The organism is Corynebacterium diphtheriae (genome assembly GCF_001457455.1).
GTDB classification, from domain to species: domain Bacteria; phylum Actinomycetota; class Actinomycetes; order Mycobacteriales; family Mycobacteriaceae; genus Corynebacterium; species Corynebacterium diphtheriae.
Map to the genome: position 1 here is coordinate 515,358 of NZ_LN831026.1, position 16,063 is coordinate 531,420.

At 54.1% G+C, this 16,063-nt stretch carries 14 protein-coding genes; 7 read left to right on the plus strand and 7 right to left on the minus strand.

Annotation, left to right across the window (positions count from 1 at the left end):
* Positions 1 to 153 precede the first annotated feature (153 nt).
* On the minus strand, positions 154 to 594 hold the full coding sequence (locus AT687_RS02595; protein ID WP_014317620.1) for a hypothetical protein: 441 nt from the start codon (positions 592 to 594) through the stop codon (positions 154 to 156).
* Positions 595 to 718: 124 nt separating this feature from the next.
* On the opposite strand from AT687_RS02595, the gene AT687_RS02600 reads away from it, so the two are divergent.
* Both AT687_RS02600 and AT687_RS02605 read left to right on the plus strand, forming a co-directional pair.
* The gene (locus AT687_RS02600; protein WP_014317621.1) at positions 719 to 1,402 is read left to right on the plus strand and encodes a hypothetical protein; all 684 of its coding nucleotides are present in this window, start codon (positions 719 to 721) and stop codon (positions 1,400 to 1,402) included.
* An 8-nt stretch (positions 1,403 to 1,410) separates the two neighbouring features.
* Positions 1,411 to 2,949, plus strand: a complete 1,539-nt coding sequence (locus AT687_RS02605) for a Y-family DNA polymerase (protein WP_074513116.1) — start codon at positions 1,411 to 1,413, stop codon at positions 2,947 to 2,949.
* A gap of 3 nt (positions 2,950 to 2,952) precedes the next feature.
* Here AT687_RS02605 and AT687_RS02610 read toward each other — a convergent pair whose 3' ends face one another.
* Positions 2,953 to 3,654 carry an AMIN-like domain-containing (lipo)protein gene (locus AT687_RS02610; RefSeq protein ID WP_014317623.1) on the minus strand — a complete coding sequence of 234 codons (702 nt, stop codon included), beginning with the start codon at positions 3,652 to 3,654 and terminating at the stop codon, positions 2,953 to 2,955.
* 104 nt (positions 3,655 to 3,758) lie between these two features.
* On the opposite strand from AT687_RS02610, the gene AT687_RS02615 reads away from it, so the two are divergent.
* Positions 3,759 to 4,637: a sucrase ferredoxin gene (locus AT687_RS02615; protein WP_014317624.1), complete on the plus strand. Its 879-nt coding sequence runs from the start codon at positions 3,759 to 3,761 to the stop codon at positions 4,635 to 4,637.
* 16 nt (positions 4,638 to 4,653) lie between these two features.
* Here AT687_RS02615 and AT687_RS02620 read toward each other — a convergent pair whose 3' ends face one another.
* From AT687_RS02620 to AT687_RS02640, 5 genes are all read right to left on the minus strand, one after another.
* Complete coding sequence (locus tag AT687_RS02620; protein ID WP_014317625.1) at positions 4,654 to 6,111, minus strand: mechanosensitive ion channel family protein; 1,458 nt, start codon at positions 6,109 to 6,111, stop codon at positions 4,654 to 4,656.
* Positions 6,112 to 6,211: 100 nt separating this feature from the next.
* Entirely contained in the window at positions 6,212 to 6,889 is a 678-nt protein-coding gene (locus tag AT687_RS02625) for a methionine ABC transporter permease (RefSeq protein WP_004566952.1), read from the minus strand.
* Entirely contained in the window at positions 6,886 to 7,908 is a 1,023-nt protein-coding gene (locus AT687_RS02630) for a methionine ABC transporter ATP-binding protein (protein WP_010934418.1), read from the minus strand. The genes AT687_RS02625 and AT687_RS02630 overlap by 4 nt, the downstream gene beginning before the upstream one ends.
* A 37-nt stretch (positions 7,909 to 7,945) precedes the next feature.
* Positions 7,946 to 8,818 carry a MetQ/NlpA family ABC transporter substrate-binding protein gene (locus tag AT687_RS02635; protein WP_014316424.1) on the minus strand — a complete coding sequence of 291 codons (873 nt, stop codon included), beginning with the start codon at positions 8,816 to 8,818 and terminating at the stop codon, positions 7,946 to 7,948.
* Positions 8,819 to 8,991: 173 nt separating this feature from the next.
* A complete protein-coding gene (locus tag AT687_RS02640) occupies positions 8,992 to 9,864 on the minus strand; it encodes a MetQ/NlpA family ABC transporter substrate-binding protein (protein WP_014318722.1) in 873 nt (290 codons plus the stop codon).
* A 217-nt stretch (positions 9,865 to 10,081) separates the two neighbouring features.
* On the opposite strand from AT687_RS02640, the gene AT687_RS02645 reads away from it, so the two are divergent.
* The 4 genes from AT687_RS02645 (at position 10,082) to AT687_RS02660 (ending at position 16,061) form a co-directional block, all read left to right on the plus strand.
* Positions 10,082 to 13,201, plus strand: coding sequence for an error-prone DNA polymerase (locus AT687_RS02645; protein ID WP_174510711.1), 3,120 nt, complete (start codon positions 10,082 to 10,084; stop codon positions 13,199 to 13,201).
* A gap of 40 nt (positions 13,202 to 13,241) precedes the next feature.
* Complete coding sequence (locus AT687_RS02650) at positions 13,242 to 13,691, plus strand: PH domain-containing protein (protein WP_014306557.1); 450 nt, start codon at positions 13,242 to 13,244, stop codon at positions 13,689 to 13,691.
* Positions 13,688 to 15,028 carry a PH domain-containing protein gene (locus AT687_RS02655; protein ID WP_014309133.1) on the plus strand — a complete coding sequence of 447 codons (1,341 nt, stop codon included), beginning with the start codon at positions 13,688 to 13,690 and terminating at the stop codon, positions 15,026 to 15,028. The genes AT687_RS02650 and AT687_RS02655 overlap by 4 nt, the downstream gene beginning before the upstream one ends.
* Before the next feature lie 67 nt (positions 15,029 to 15,095).
* Entirely contained in the window at positions 15,096 to 16,061 is a 966-nt protein-coding gene (locus tag AT687_RS02660) for a metal ABC transporter substrate-binding protein (protein ID WP_014318724.1), read from the plus strand.
* Positions 16,062 to 16,063 lie beyond the last annotated feature (2 nt).

Consider the following 16,063-nt stretch of genomic DNA (forward strand, 5'->3'; position numbering starts at 1 on the left):
GCCCACTGCTTTCGTCTTTGATTCCGGTTCGGACACGTGGACTACCGTGAGCTGGGAGCAGCTGGCGGCTTCGAATTACGAAGGATTTGCCTGCGCTGCAGCTCCCTAAAACCGTTGCTGGTCAGGACTTCCTGAAGTAAAAACTACGAAGGGTTACGTACGCGGTGGCGTGTCGACGAACGCCAGTGCTCTGGTGCCGTCGACATGCGGGAATATTAGCCACATCCATCCGAAGGTAATGAAGAATGCGATGGCGGTAACCCAGAAGGGGGCTGGTGCTAATAAGGTGGCGAGCATGAGTGCTAACCATACGAAGAATAGGGGAACAACCTGGGAAAACTTGGGGGTGTAGTGCAGGTTGCGGTTTTCGAGGAATGTGCGGATCTCTTTGCGATAAGGGTGGGAAAAGAGAACTAGGAAAGCGACACCTGCGCTGATGAGAAGCGTGATTACTTGTATCTCGCGTGCAAGGCTGGTGGTCAAGACTGCAACTGCTACAGCAATGAGAGCGGAGCTGATAAAGCGCACTGTTAGTGGGGTGGGGATGGGCGTAGGCAATGCTGTTGCGGAAATTGAGCTTGATAGGCCATTCATAATGGGCAAGATTAGCAGTTCCTTTGCTACGTAAGGCTTGACGGGGTGTTCACACAGGTTCTATTATAGCCACATGATTCAAACGAGTGTTCGACCTTTTGCGGTGGGGAAGGATCTTGCCTCCATGGCTGTTGATGAGCGGATTTCTTTACTTCGTTCGCGCATGCAGTCCATATCCAAAAGCGGGGATTTTTCTTTAGATTCTAATTGTAAAACTGCAGATAAAAACATTATTCCGTTATCTGATCCACTGTCCCACGTGTTGCCGTGGGGTGGGCTGCCTCGGGGGATGATTGTAGAGTCTACTATTGCCCCATTACTTGCTATTTTATTTATCGCACAAGTGAGCGGTTCAGGTAGGAGGGTAGGTGTTGTGGGCTGGCCAGATCTTAACTATGCGGGTGTGCTGGGATACGGAGGGTGCTATGAGCGGATTTTTGCTGTGCCCCAGCAAGAACGCACCTCATTACGTGTTGTTACAGCCCTTGCACACGGATGCGATCTTGTGATCACACGTGCAGGGCCTACTCCTAGGACGTACACGCCGCTCCAAACTCAACGATTTCGTAATTCTTTACGATCAGATGCTGGCTGCGTGATCATGATGGGAGATCATGTCGTTTCACCTGCAGCGCGTTTAGCTTCCGCGGTGGTGGGATACCACGGGATCGGGAAAGGGACAGGGCGTATTAAGGCTGTAGAAATCACCGTCACTGGCATAGCCAAGGGTTTTTATCGAACTTCGAGAGTCATAGTCGGCAAGCACATAGCTCCTGCTGCTGAGAAAACAACGATGAAAGTGGTCTAAAGAAACTCATGCGTGCGCTGGCTTTATGGTTTCCAGATTGGCCGGTCCAAGCCGCATACAGTGACGGTATTGCGCAAGGCCATCGTGCAGTAATGATTGTGGACCAGCGGCGGGTAATGGTGTGTAATGCGCGTGCGCGAAAAGCTGGAATACGAAGGGGCATGCTAGTAAAACATGCCCTTGCCCTCGACGAAAACGTCACGATGGTGCCCTACAGCCCTGAACGTGATACCCGAGTGTTTGAACGCATTGTTCGTGACATCGATCAGGTTGCAGCGAATGTCGAGATCGCTCGCCCAGGTATTGTGCTTATCGACGTTCAAGGAGCGGCGGCCTTCCACGGGAGCGAAGAAAAGACAACAGAAAAAATTATGGACGTCACCTCAAAAAGCGGCATGGAAAGCTTCGTCGGCATTGCTGATGATATTCCGACAGCGATCATTGCAGCACGTCGTAACGCCGTCGTTCCCCTAGACGGATCTGCCCGCTATCTTGATTCCCAGCCCACTGAATTACTAAGAGTCGAAGAGACTTTAGAATGCGACCCTGACACTGTGGCGCACCTTCAAACATGTGGCCTTACTACTCTCGGGGACATCGCCCGAATATCGCTTCGCGATATCGCCACGCGTTTCGGTCCACGCGGACACCACTGTTGGACTATCGCAACAGCACAGACACAGCGCACTATGAGTACACCCACGTCAGAAATCGACCACAGCGTGAGCATCACTCCCGAAGACCCCATTACGCGTATCGACGAAGCCTCCTTTCTAGCACGTTCACTAGCAGCCCAGCTGCACACTCAACTGCATAATGCAAGTCTGACCTGCCACCGCATAAAAATTATTGCAGTCATCGGAAACCAAGCCCACGAACGCACTTGGCGCACCCGCGGTGATCTAAGCGACCACGCAATCAGCGATCGCGTCCGCTGGCAACTAGAAGCATGGCTGACCTCTTTTCCGGAAGGAATCGACGATTCTGTCGGAATCGTTCAACTGACATTGCGGCCTTATGAATGTATGCGACCATCGCAGCCGCAGCTATGGGGAACAAACAAGAGCGATGAGGAATCGGAACAACGAATGATCGCTCGTGTGCAGGCGCTCGTCGGGCCAGAATTTTTTGTGGCACCTTTTCAAAAAGGAGGTAGGGGAAGCACCGATTGTGTGGGATGGGCACCCGTGGGGGAACGTCGATACGCTGATGAACGAGTCTGGAATGCTGCGCTACCTGCGCCGCTACCGGTAATAGTCGACACGGAAGACATAAAACTTACAGATGCTCGGGGAAACGCAGTGACGATCACCGCGACGATGCAACTGAGCCGCGAGCCTGAAAGATTCCACTATGGTCGCGATGTGTACACAGTGGTGAACTGGGCTGGGCCATGGCCTGTAGATGACGCTTGGTGGCGATACGAATATTCCGGAATGCGTGCGAGATTACAAATCGTTGCAGAAAAAGACACTGCAGCACAGGCATGGGTCGTGGCGTGGGAAGAAGAACACGGCCGATGGCTAGCGGAAGGACGTTACGAATAGTGACTAAGACTGACTGCGAATGTCGATGACTACACGGGTAGGTTCGCGAAGCATCTGCACAGAATAAGGATGTTTGCGATCCAAGCCGACTACAAACTGGGAGCGACCTTCGAAGGTTCCTGCTGCTTTTACCTCAGTAATGTTGCCCACCCCTGGCACAACACCAATCTGGGGATCTGGTTTGCCTAGCTCGAACGGCAGCGCAATACCATCAATATTCACCATCAAAGCAGCATCGCCTTTTATCTCGATAGGAAAACCGCTACCTTGCTGGGCTGGGGAATCGGTGTAATCCACAAACCAACCTGGTGCGCCGGTGCCCTCAAAATCAAAAACGACACGATCGAATGTTTCATGGTGCCCAACACGGACAGAAGTGACGATTCCTTCCGACATATCAGGGCGCTGAGTCTTGGATTCGATGCTGGCATCCCCGAGTGGTGTCAGACCCGCATTGGAAGAAGTAGACGATGACGCTAAAGAGGCTTTCCCCGCAGTTCCCTGCACAGTGTCGGGGGCATCCGATCCAATGGAACAACCAACTAATCCCATGAGGCATGCTGTTCCTACCGCAACGAGAGCGCGTGCGGTTGGCAAGGTGCGGCGTCGATAAGCGGGCGTGAACACCGGTGCACAGTCATTCGTCGAAGCCTCAACGTCGCGGCCGAGTGCGGCAGCAAAACCGTCCATGGGATTTTTATGCATATCCCTACCGTAACCTGTTATGGCCTATTAGGGGGAAGCCAGAAGAGAGACTTCGGCAAATCGTTGCCAAAATGATATGTGCTTCGGGGAGGTACTCTAGAGGCATGACTCAACTGTGCTCCGATGTTCGCGTAAGTCCACTACCAGGAACTGCAAAAGTAGGAGATACCTACATTTTGTTTGAGCACCATGGGTCGTGGAGTCACGACATCTTAGATGGTGGGACGTTTGATAAAGAGACAAGCGCAGCGCTTAAAGCGATGGGCTGTGGCTTTTACCTCATTCGTCGACACGGGCGGGAAGGGCGTATCGAACGTCCTAAGAAAACTGCCTACCTAGTGTTTGGCAGTGCAGGCGTTGCAGAAAAACTCATGGTCGATGATGTAACTGACCTGTTGAAATTAGACATCAGTGGGCCTGGAAAGAATCGACAATTCGGTGCGGAGCAAGAGACACAGCCCATCATTTTGGTATGCACCCATGCCAAACGTGATGCTTGTTGTGCGATTAAAGGTCGGCCTATGGCGCAAGCTTTGACAGAGGAGTTTCCAGATTCCCCAGTCTGGGAATGCAGCCACACCAAGGGGCATCGTTTTGCGCCATCAATGGTCCTCATGCCGTGGGGATATACATGGGGACAACTGAACAAACCTGCCGCATTTGACATGTATCGGTACGCCCAACGCGGTCAGCTTTTCCTCCCCGGCAATCGAGGACGTGGAATTTGGCCGATGAAAGGCCAGATAGCGGAGGTCGCTGTCGCACAGCAGCTTGCGCAGGAAGGCGAAACCGTCACACTAGGACAGTTGCGCGTTGAGTCCATAGAAGAAGCACAAGCTCATGTCGTCGATTCTCATACGGCGAGGACGTGGACGGTGTTCCTCCGGGAAGAAGTTGTGGCAGGAATCGTCGATTCCTGCCACAAACCTCCTAAAACAGGCACCGCATGGGTTGCAGATCGCGTTAAGGAAAACGGAGCCTAGACACCACTGTTGATGGCTAAGGCGCAGTAGTACTTTCGGAAGCTGATGGTGACGAACTCGATTCCACAGTGGGCTCGTCGATAGTCGTTGGTGTTTCTAGTGTTGTTTCCGAAGGAGTCGAACTCGGGCTGCTACTAGGCACAGGCATGGTGCTTTCGGCGGAGCTGGAAGGCATGGAAGGCGTGGAAGGCTCCACACTTTCGGAAGGAATCGACGATTCCGTCCTCATCGGAGTCGCAGGCACAGTAGGGATTGGCGTCTGCGTGGGAGCCAACCATCCAGCTTTGTTGTTTTCACCACCGGATAAGGTCATAGATCCGAGTGCTAGAAAACCGAGCAGGCAGATGATCAAGATGCTTGTCGACGGTCGCACACGGCCGCCGAAGGACAATAACCCATGAGAGCGCTGGGGCGGAGCGTCCTCTTCGCTTTGTTCTTGGATTTCTCGCATTACTTCTGTACGAGGTAGGTCGATAGTTTCGGCTGCGTGAGTAAGCGCCCGAGCGGTTTCTGGATCAGGATCGGCAGGTGGGTTAGTGGAGTGAGTCTCTTCGTCCAAAACTGGTGGCGTGTGCGTATCTAAGGAGAATTGTCGGAAGGAATCGTCGATTCCTTCCGACAACACCACTGCGGAGCTGGCTTTTTCTCCGTAGTCTTTCCACCATTCGTCGATGACTGCGGCGCGGACGCCTCGTTCGATGAGCCATTGTTTGCCGGGGGCGACGTCGATAAGCAGGCGCATGGTGGCGGTCCATGGTAGGCCCATGGCTGTGGGCGGGATGACGTCGGTGGCGGCTTGGAATGTGATGTCGCTGCGGATGTGGGGTGAGAGCTCTGGGTCGTTGATTGCGTGTTGTGCGGCGGCGAGTGTGCGCGTTTTGATTTCGGCCATGGAGCTGCCGGCGGTGATGGGCACGGGGATGGAGATGACTGCGCGGGCCCAGCGGGCTGAGGAGTTGACGCACATGCGGGCTTCGCCGTTGGGGACGGTGATTTCGTCGCCGTTAATGGTGCGGATTGTTGTGGCGCGGAGGGTCATCTTGACCACGTCGCCTTCGACGGTGGCTGCGGAGCCGAAGAATTTCACCCAGTCGCCGACACCGTATTGCTTTTCGGTGATGATGAAGAATCCACCGAGAAGGTCTCCGATGATTTTTTGGGATCCGAAGCCAACGGCGGCGGATACGACGGTGGCGGGGATTGCGGCGGCCGCGAGATTGATGCCGAGGTTGTGCATGGCCGTGATGATGAGCGCTGCATAAGCAATGGCTTCTGCGATGTAGACGATGGCTCCGATGATGGCTTTGCGTCCTTTGGATGCTTCGGTGTCTTCGTCGATGGCGTGGCTCATGTCGTTGATGATGCGGCGGCCGATACGGGGAATCAGAAAACCTATGATCACGAGGATGGCCAGCGCGAATCCATGCGCGATGATCCAATGTTTCGTGAGTTCCATGATGTAGGCGTAAGGCATGCGCCCAAGGGTAGTCCTGTGGCGGGTGTCGCGGGGAAGAGATGCGAAGGCGCCCCCGTATCTGTGCTCACGGGGGCGCCTTCGCCGAGTAGTGCTGTGCTTATCGACGCATGATCTTCTTGGATAGCCAGTTACCGAAGAGTTGGGCAATCTGGACGATGAGGATGATGACGAAGGTGGCAACGTAGGTGACCTGCCAGTCGTAGGCGCGGTAGCCGTAGACGATGGCGAAGTCTCCGAGTCCGCCGCCGCCGATGTAGCCGGCCATTGCAGACATGTCGACGATGGCGATGAAGATGAAGGTGTAGCCGAGGACGAGGGGGCCGAGGGCTTCGGGGATGATCACAGAGGTGATGATCTTCCAGGGGCTGGCGCCCATGGCGCGGGCTGCTTCGATGACACCTGGGTCGATGCTGACGAGGTTTTGTTCCACGATGCGGGCGACGGCGAAGGTAGCGGCAATGGACATGATGAACATTGCTGCTTCGCGTCCGATGGTGGTGCCTACGACGCGGAGGGTGAGTGGCCCGAATGCGGTGATCATGATGATGAACGGGATGGGGCGCACGAAGTTCACCAAGATGTTGATGACGGTGTAGACGAACCGGTTGCGCAGGATTCCGCCTGTGCGAGTGGTGTAGAGGAGCACGCCGAGGCCGAGGCCGAGGAGTCCGCCGACTACGAGAGTGACGGAAACCATGATGAGGGTGTCCAGGATTGCTTCGGTGAAGGTGTCGCCGAGTCGGGACCAGTCGGCGGCGAGGATGTGTGTGGTCATCGCTGGATCTCCTGGATGTCGGTGGTGGTGGTGAGGTAGGCGTAGAAGTCGTCAATGACAGACTTTTCGCCGTTGAGGCGTACGGTCACTTTGCCGAAGGAATGCTTCTGCAAGGTGGTGATACCGCCGTGGACGATGCCGATGCTGGCGCCTGCGTCTTTTGCTTTGGCAGCAGCGGTGAAGAATCCAGAGTTCTCCGACAAGGTGATGGTAAAGAGGCGACCTTCGTGTGCGAGGAGATCTTCGGATTCGATGGCATCGGGGGTGTTGCGCAATGAGGTGGACACGAATCGCTTAGCGACGTTGGTTTGTGGGTGCGAGAACACCTCATAAACGCTGCCGTATTCCACAACTTTACCGGCTTCCATGACGGCAACTTTGTCGGCAATGGAACGAATAACATCCATCTCATGGGTGATGACGACGATGGTGATACCAAGTTCACGATTGACCTTGCGTAGAAGTTCGAGAACCTCATGTGTGGTTTCGGGGTCAAGTGCGGAGGTGGCTTCGTCGGCAAGCAGGAGAGCTGGGTTGTTAGCCAGCGCGCGTGCGATGCCGACGCGCTGCTTTTGACCACCGGACAGTTCTTCAGGGTAGTTGCCGCCGCGGTCGCTAAGACCCACGAACGCGAGGAGCTCGTCGACACGCCGCTTGCGCTCAGCCTTATCGACGCCCGCCAGCTTGAGCGGATACTCAATATTTCCGGCGGCGGTGCGGGATGTAAACAGGTTGAACTGCTGGAAGATCATGCCGATGTGCGCTCGAATGTCGCGCAGTTTTTTCTCAGACATTCCGACGATGTCGGTGCCGTCGAGAAGCAGCTTGCCGGAGGTGGGAGTGTCAAGACCATTGATCATGCGGACCAAGGTGGACTTGCCGGCACCGGAGTAGCCGATCACGCCGAGAATCTCACCTGGCTCGACCGTTAAGGTCACGCCGTCGAGAGCCGTGATGTTCTTTTTACCGGAGTCGAAGACCTTGGTGATGCCTTCGAACTCGATACGGGTTCCGTTCATGAGTGTAGTAATTGCTTCCGTCTCGTGTTAAGGGGGTTTACTTCACCTCAGCCTCAAGGCGATCCAGGATGGCCTGAAGCTCTTCGGGGCGACGCTTTACTTCCACAGAGGTACCTTTAGAATCCTCCGCGAGAGCTTTTTGCACCTCATCGGTATGCCACAACTCAATGAGCTGAGCCCACTGAGGATTATCTTTGTTCTCCTTGGTGGTTACCATGACGTTAATGTAAGGCTCGGCCTCAGTAGATGCTGGATCATCTTGGATAATCGCAGTCTTAGCATCAATGCCGGACCGCTCCAAGAACGTGTTGTTAATAATTGCTGGCTTGCCCTCACCATATGCTGCAGGCGCCGACGCCGCCTCAACAGGCGTGAGCGTGATCTTCGACTTCGCCGTATCGACGTCCGCTGGGGTAGGAGTACTCATCCCAGGGGTCTTTAGCGTGATCAGTTTGTTGGCCACTAGAACATTGATGGCACGAGCTTGGTTCGTGGGATCGTTAGGGATCGCCACCGATTCCCCCTCAATACCGTCAAGAGAATCGTGACCCTTCCAGAACAACGCCAACGGAATGATCTCCGTCGATCCCACGGGGACCAAATCGGACTTGGACTTCACGTTATATTCCGCAAGGAATTTCAAATGCTGGAACAAGTTCACATCGAGTCGGTTTTGCGACAGTGCCTGGTTCGGCGTGGAGAAATCAGAAAAGTCCACGACCTCCAAGTCGATGCCCTGTTCCTTCGCCTTGTCTTTCCATACATCCCACGCCTTCTTTGTAGAGTCCGTAGTACCAATTTTGATGGTGTTGGCATCGGAAGACCCGCCCGAGCATGCAACCAAACCGGTCGCTGCAACGACACTTACGGAAAGAATCGACAATGCTGTCCGGAATTTCGTGAAGTTCATGGGAAAACTCTTTTCTATTTTCGTTAACGCACAGGCAGCCTATCGCAGAAAGCCGCATTATGTACAGCTCGGTCTAGTGGGGAAGCGATGTGGCGTTTTTCGTGTCCTTATTTAAGGGGCCAAGCCCCGCGAACCTCGCGCGGAGGTTACGGGGCTTGATGTGATGTAAAGGGTTACTTCTTTTGGTCTGCTTCGAGGCGATCGAGGATCTTTTTGAGCTCTTCGGCGGTGCGCTGGACTGGGACGGAGGTTCCCTTGGAGTCTTCGGCTACAGCGTCTTGAACTTCCTTGGAGTGCCAGATTTCAACGAGTTTTGCGATGTTGGCGTCGTCTTTGTCTTCGGCTTTGGTTACGAAGGCGTTGATGTATGGCTCTGCTTCGGCGGAGTTGGGGTCATCCTGGAATACGGAGAGTTTAGGGTCGATGCCGGCACGGTCGAGGAAGGAGTTGTTGATGATGGCTGGGGTGCCTTCGCCGTAGGCGGTGGTGGTCTGAGCTGCATCAACAGGGGTGAGCTTGACCTTAGATTTTGCCTCGTCGACGTCGCTAGGTGCTGGGGTGATCAGGCCTTCTTTTTTCAGGGTGATGAGCTTGGCTTGGACGAGGACGTTGATAGCGCGGCCTTGGTTGGAGGGGTCGTTAGGGATGGCTACGGATTTGCCTTCGATGCCGTCGAGAGAGGTGTGGTCTTTCCAGAACAGTGCGAGTGGAACGATCTCGGTAGCGCCTACTGGGGTGAGGTCAGCATTCTTTCCGACGTTGTACTCGGCGAGGAATTTGAGGTGCTGGAAGAGGTTAACGTCGAGCTGGTCTTGTGCGAGGGCGTCGTTAGGGGTGGAGTAATCGGAGAAGTTTTTAATGTCGAGCTTGATGCCGGCTTCTTTGGCTTTGTCCTCGAATACCTTCCATGACTTTTTGGAGCCGTCGGTGGTGCCGATCTTAACGGTTGCCTGATCGGAGCTATCGGAGGAGTTGGAGCAAGCAACAAGTCCGGTTGCTGCGATAAGAGAGGCGGAGACTAAAGCGACGCTGCGGCGGAGTTTCATGATTTGTCTTTCTGTTATGAGGTTTATGTAAAAGTTTCATGCGTTTCGACGCCTCCTTGTGCGTAGACATGCTGCGTATGCCCTGCATGTAGCGCTAAGTGGAGGCGGCGTCTGCGTGTGATTAGCGAGCGTAGCCCAGTTCGGAAAAAATGTACAGCTTTGTCTACTTTTTTATTCATATATATGTGAACATGTGTGTGAATGTGGTAGTTCTAGGATGGTGGATTGGGTATCTGGCGTCAATGGAAAACCTCTCAAATGGTCGCAATTAGAAGGTGTTTTATCGGGAACATATCCCCAAGAGCTCAAACTGGCGGATGTCGGGGGTAGTGGGAGTGGTAGTGAAAAGATTCGATATTATTCATCGCAACCATTCGCTGAACTCCATGCAGCGAGTTATTACCATTTCCTCCATGGTGCTAATTCACCACAAGACATGGTTGCTGCGGCATGCCAGCAAGGCATGAGTGCCTTAGCGCTTATCGACCGTGACGGTTTTTATGGGGCAATGGAATTTGCCGAGGCTGCGGCCACTAGTGGTTTGCCCACGGTCTTTGGTGCAGAACTAACTCTTGCCCCTGATCGAATTTTGACTGTTTTAGCACGTGGAGTGGAAGGCTATACCAGCTTATCCCGCCTCATAACCCAAGCGCGGATGCGGGGTAGTAAAGATGTCACTATCTACCCGCCACTGGCTGAGATTGTTGAAAGTATGGGAAAGAATTGCCGATTCCTTCTCAACCATTCATGGTGCACTGACGAATCACTGCTAGAAATATTCGATCCCGACACCGTGGTTTTGGAATACGGCGTGACCATGCGACCCGAGGACGTAGATCACCACGAACTACTTGATAGCATTCGGCAACGCTACGGATTTATCGCGATCGCGAGCGCAGTGCCGAGCGCAGTCGATCGAGTATCCGCGCGCGTCGCTGGGGCGAAACAAGCCTTAGCGCAGCGGGAATCATTGCCACAAGCTACACCGCGTCTGCACCCGATGGGAAGCACATGGATGCGAGGCGGGGATGAGTTGGCGGGAAGCGTCGATAAGCAACTGCTCGACGCTTCTGTTGAGGTGGCCCGTGACTGTGCCTTTGCGCTCGATTTAGTGGCGCCGAACCTTCCACGCTGGCCTGTCCCCGATGAGATGGCTCACCTTACTGGGCTGGTGAACGCGCGTTTCGACGCACGCTACCGTGGGCGAAGCGAAGACGTTAAAAACCGGGCGCGGGCTCAAATTCACCACGAGTTAGCTGTTATTAAAGAACTAGGATTTCCTGGATACTTCCTCATCGTCGACGACATCGTAAGCTTCTGCCACACAAACAACATCTTGTGCCAGGGTAGGGGGTCTGCGGCCAACTCTGTCGTCTGTTTTGTCCTTGGCATCACTAATGTTGAACCGATCAGCACCGGTTTACTCTTCGAACGATTTCTCTCCCGTGATCGCGAAGGTCCCCCAGATATTGATATTGACATTGAATCGGGGCGTCGCGACGCCGTCATCGCCTACGTGTACGACACCTATGGTCGCGATAACGCAGCTCAAGTAGCCAATGTGATCACCTACCGCACTAAATCAGCGCTTCGCGACGCCGCCCGCGCCCTTGGCTACCCCAACGCCAGCGCCGACGCCTGGTCCACTAACCCCGACGAAGCGCCCAACGCAGTGCGATTCCTTGCAGAACAACTCAAAGGGCAACCTCGGCACCTAGGAATCCACGCGGGAGGAATGGTGATCTGCGACCGACCCATCGCAGAAGTTGTTCCCACGGAATGGGCTAGAAAACACGGCCGCAGTGTCGTCCAATGGGACAAAGAAAGCTGCGCGAGTGCAGGGCTCGTCAAATTTGATCTACTCGGACTCGGCATGCTCGAAGCGCTCCATCACATGATCGACCTTGTTGCGGAAACCACCGGAACGACCATTAACCTCTGGGAACTCGACCTTGCCGAACCCGAAATCTACACCATGCTCAGCAACGGTGATGCCGTCGGAGTATTCCAAGTCGAATCCAGAGCACAACTAGCCACACTGCCTAGGCTTCGGCCCAGGGAATTCTTCGACCTCGTTGTCGAAGTAGCCCTCGTGCGCCCAGGTCCCATCCAAGGCGGATCCGTTCACCCCTACATCCGCAGACGAAATGGTCTCGAAGCAGTCACCTACGAGCATCCGATTCTCGAACGCAGCCTGCGCAAAACCCTTGGAGTTCCGCTTTTTCAAGAACAACTCATGCACATAGCTGTCGACGCTGCAGGTTTTAGTGGTGGTGAAGCCGACGAACTGCGCCGTGCGATGGGCTCTCGGCGATCCGTTGACACGATGAACAGAATGAAACGGCGATTCTTTGCGGGACTACGAAGAAACAACATTACAGGCGATATTGCAGGCATCTTATGGAACAAAATCGTTGCCTTTGCCGCCTACGGATTTCCGGAATCCCACTCGCAATCTTTTGCCTCGCTAGTGTATTTCTCCGCATGGTTTAAATACCATCATCCCGCCGAATTTTATGTGGGACTGCTTCGTGCTCAACCGATGGGCTTTTACTCGCCACAGTCGTTATTAGCCGATGCTCGTAGGAAGGAATTGACGATTCTTTCCCACAACATCAATAAATCTCAGGTAGAAGCCACCGTAGAAAACGGGGCTATTCGCTTAGGACTGAACATGATTAAAGGAGTAGGGAAAACAGAGGCAGAGGCAATCGTGGCCCATGCGCCTTATCGGGACATTGCTGATTTGTCGCGCAGGGCAGGATTGGGGGTAGCTGTGATTGAAGCATTGGCGCGATCTGGAGCATTGGAAACGCTAGGGGTGGGGCGTCGACAAGCGTTGTGGCAGGCGGGGGTGGCGGCAACAGAGAAGGCTGCTATGTTGCCGGGGTTGTCGATGGTATCTGCCCCCTCATTACCTGGGATGAATGCGTTTGAGCTGATAGTGGCAGATATTGCGATGACGGGGGTGAGCAGTGAGAATCCAGTGGCGTTGTTGCGTCGTCAGTTAGAACTTCGTGGTGTGATACCCGCATCGGAATTGCTGAACTGTGAGAATGCTCGTCGGATCCTTCTCGCGGGAGTAGTTACACACCGGCAGCGTCCGCAGACGGCTGCGGGTGTCACATTTTTGGGATTAGAAGATGAGACAGGTTTGGCCAATGTGGTCGTCTCAGTTGGCTTGTGGAAGCGGAGCCGTGCTGTAAAAGTGGCGCGGGCGGTACTTGTTCGTGGGGTGGTGCACAATGCGGATGGGGTGGCGTCGGTGACGGCTGATCGCGTGGAGGAGTTGCCTTTCGCGGAGATGATGAGTGCTGGGTCACGAGACTTCCGCTAGGAGTTTTTATTGTGAAAATATGATGCTTATGGGTAGCACAATGAATGCGGTGTCGCCAAAGCTGGTGAAAGCTCGATATTGGGCAGTGGTGCCTTTTCTCGTTGTGACGATACTAGGAAGCGCTGCGTCCGCTGTCTTTTTGTGGTCATGGATGTGGATCGTCACAGGGGTGTGGGTGGCGATTTTGGCGTGGGCTGTATGGCTGATTCCAGCACAGGTGCGCAGGATAGGGTGGCGCGAAGATCCCGACGAACTGCTGATTACGAAGGGTAAATTGTGGCGAACTCTCACCGTGGTTCCTTATGGGCGTTTGCAGTTCGTGGACGTTCAAGAAGGGCCTATTGCGAGGCGTTGTGGTCTTGCAGAAGTAGAGATCCACACGGCATCGTCGACAAGCGATGCCAGCATCGCGGGTCTTCCGGTCGCGGACGCGTATGCGTTGCGTCAGCGACTAACCGATAAAGCGCGCGAGAGGCTTAGCGGGCTATGAGTGCGATCGAACAAACCGCGTTGCACGAGCAGCGTATCGACGTCTCCTCTATGCATCGTGTTCATAGGCTCACCCCCTTACTGCAATTTTGGCACAGCATTTTTGCTCTCTTTGTTGTCATTGCCCTCAATGTGGATAAAGACGAAGTCATAACTGTGCTGCAGCACCAGAAATATCTTTGGTGGTTGTTGGGAGGAATCGTCGTTTCTTTCCTGGTCGTTTGGGCAATTTCGGGCGTGTGGTGGCGCAGTATTGGATACAGCATTACTGACACCGAAGTTATCGTTGCTAAAGGTGTGATCAATCGGTCAGTGCGTAGCGCGCGGCGAGATCGCATCCAGGCGGTTGACATTGTGGAATCAGTTCTTGCACGAATTTTTCGGGTTGCTGAGGTACGTATCGAGACAGCGGGCGGCAATGATTCAGTTCTGACTATTGGGTATGTCTCTAGGGATCGTGCTGGAAAGATTCGACGATTCCTTATAGAAGGGGAGATAGAATCCACGAAAAATGATCTAGTTGTTCCAGTAGAACGCATTTTATTGGCAACAGCGTTGACACATGGCGTGTGGATGGCTGCTTTTATTGGTCTGTGGTTTGTGCCAGGTGGGGCAGCGGTGGCGATCCCAATGCTGGTGGGTGTTGGGCCATCGGTGTGGAATGTTATTGATACAGGTTGGCGGTTTACGCTGCGATTAGGCCAGTCGTTTGGTGGGGATCTGGTTGACGAGGGCAGCGCTGACAGTGATTCGGAGCCAACGATTCATGTGGAATATGGTTTGGCGGATCGCCGTAAGCAGTCGATTCCATTGCGACGTATCCATGCTGTGCGTATGTCGCAGCCGGTGTTGTGGCGTTTGTGTGGTTGGTGGAAAGTAACGGTGACAGTTGCAGGTTATGGGGTAGGAGATAAAAAGGCGGGGACCTCGGTGTTGTTGCCAGTGGGGTCGAAAGCGCAGGCGATGGCGTTGGTGGCGATGCTAAAAGGGGTCACGGTTGACCCCGAGTCGCCGAAGGACGCGGCCTTTTCAAGTCCGCGGCGTGCGCGGTGGGTTTCGCCTATCGACGTTTCCTCCCAAGTTGTGGAACTACTGGGCGACATTGTGGTCGTTCGGTGGGGTGTGGTGTCGCGCCGGGCTGCGCTGGTGCAGCGTAGTCATGTCCAGGAGCTGACGTGTGTTGAAGGGCCGATTCAACGTTGGACGAGATTGCGCACAGTGCGTTTGGATTTGGTGCATGGTCCGGTAGCTATGAGTGCTAGAGATTTGGATTGTGACGATGCTTCGAAGCTGCTTACCCTCATGGGGGATCGTAAATTCAATATGCTGAACAATTAATCTTGTTACTTGTGAACAAAGATGTTACCGTCCTTGGTGAACAAGTTTGTCAAACAGGAGAAGTATCATGCGTAAAATCGTTGGTGGTGTTGTGGGAGGAATCGTTATCTCCTCCCTCCTCGTTGGTTGTTCGGGCGGCCAGGGGGCGTCGACAAGCACGAAGGCCGACGACTCCAAACTTGGAGTTATCGCCACCACGACCCAAATCTGCGACTATGTCAAACAAATCGACGCTGACGTCGACCTCACATGCCTGCTCGCACCCAACGCCTCCGCCCACGATCACGAGATGACTCGCGAGCAAATGGATGCGCTATCCAAAGCCGATATTTTGCTGAAAAACGGTGTCGACCTAGAACACTTCCTTGACGACGCCGTGGCTTCCTCTGGATTCAAAGGCGCCACCGTTGACACCTCCGAAGGTGTGAACATTGCACCATGGCCATTCGCCCCAGAAGACGGCGAGGAGCCAGAATTCAATAACGATCCGCACATCTGGACCAGCCCTAAGAACGCAAAAATCCAGGTCGCAAATATCGGCAAAGCTCTCGAAGCTGCCGATTCTGCCCATGCTGATGACTACAAGAAGCACGTTGATAGCTACATCAGCCAGCTTGAAGACCTCGACACATGGACGACCCAATCTCTGAAATCGGTCCCAGAATCTGAACGAATTCTGTTCACCTCTCACGATGCCTTCGGCTACTTCTCTCGTGACTACAACGTCAAGTTCATCGGCGCCGCACTCAGCGACTTCAACGAACAGCAAGATGCCACCGCCGACCATATCGCCAAGGCTGCACAGCAGGTGCGCGATTCCAAAGCCAAGGCACTGTTCGCGGAAAACTCCAATAACCCTCGATCCATCGAAGCAGTAGCAAAAGCAGCCGGAGTGAAGCTCGGTGGCGAACTCTACGGAGATTCTCTCGGCCCAGACGTCACCTACACGCAGTCGATTGTTCACAACGTGGAAACGCTTATCGACGGCTGGGGTGGAAAAATCGCCGAAAAACCAGCATCCATCGCACGCTAACA

Excerpts from the sequence above, each read along its gene's own strand:
- AT687_RS02595 (WP_014317620.1), bottom strand. The coding sequence starts at position 594 with ATGAATGGCCTATCAAGCTCAATTTCCGCAACAGCATTGCCTACGCCC.
- AT687_RS02600 (WP_014317621.1), top strand. The coding sequence starts at position 719 with ATGGCTGTTGATGAGCGGATTTCTTTACTTCGTTCGCGCATGCAGTCC.
- AT687_RS02605 (WP_074513116.1), top strand. The coding sequence starts at position 1,411 with ATGCGTGCGCTGGCTTTATGGTTTCCAGATTGGCCGGTCCAAGCCGCA.
- AT687_RS02610 (WP_014317623.1), bottom strand. The coding sequence starts at position 3,654 with ATGCATAAAAATCCCATGGACGGTTTTGCTGCCGCACTCGGCCGCGAC.
- AT687_RS02615 (WP_014317624.1), top strand. The coding sequence starts at position 3,759 with ATGACTCAACTGTGCTCCGATGTTCGCGTAAGTCCACTACCAGGAACT.
- AT687_RS02620 (WP_014317625.1), bottom strand. The coding sequence starts at position 6,111 with ATGCCTTACGCCTACATCATGGAACTCACGAAACATTGGATCATCGCG.
- AT687_RS02625 (WP_004566952.1), bottom strand. The coding sequence starts at position 6,889 with ATGACCACACACATCCTCGCCGCCGACTGGTCCCGACTCGGCGACACC.
- AT687_RS02630 (WP_010934418.1), bottom strand. The coding sequence starts at position 7,908 with ATGAACGGAACCCGTATCGAGTTCGAAGGCATCACCAAGGTCTTCGAC.
- AT687_RS02635 (WP_014316424.1), bottom strand. The coding sequence starts at position 8,818 with ATGAACTTCACGAAATTCCGGACAGCATTGTCGATTCTTTCCGTAAGT.
- AT687_RS02640 (WP_014318722.1), bottom strand. The coding sequence starts at position 9,864 with ATGAAACTCCGCCGCAGCGTCGCTTTAGTCTCCGCCTCTCTTATCGCA.
- AT687_RS02645 (WP_174510711.1), top strand. The coding sequence starts at position 10,082 with ATGGTGGATTGGGTATCTGGCGTCAATGGAAAACCTCTCAAATGGTCG.
- AT687_RS02650 (WP_014306557.1), top strand. The coding sequence starts at position 13,242 with ATGAATGCGGTGTCGCCAAAGCTGGTGAAAGCTCGATATTGGGCAGTG.
- AT687_RS02655 (WP_014309133.1), top strand. The coding sequence starts at position 13,688 with ATGAGTGCGATCGAACAAACCGCGTTGCACGAGCAGCGTATCGACGTC.
- AT687_RS02660 (WP_014318724.1), top strand. The coding sequence starts at position 15,096 with ATGCGTAAAATCGTTGGTGGTGTTGTGGGAGGAATCGTTATCTCCTCC.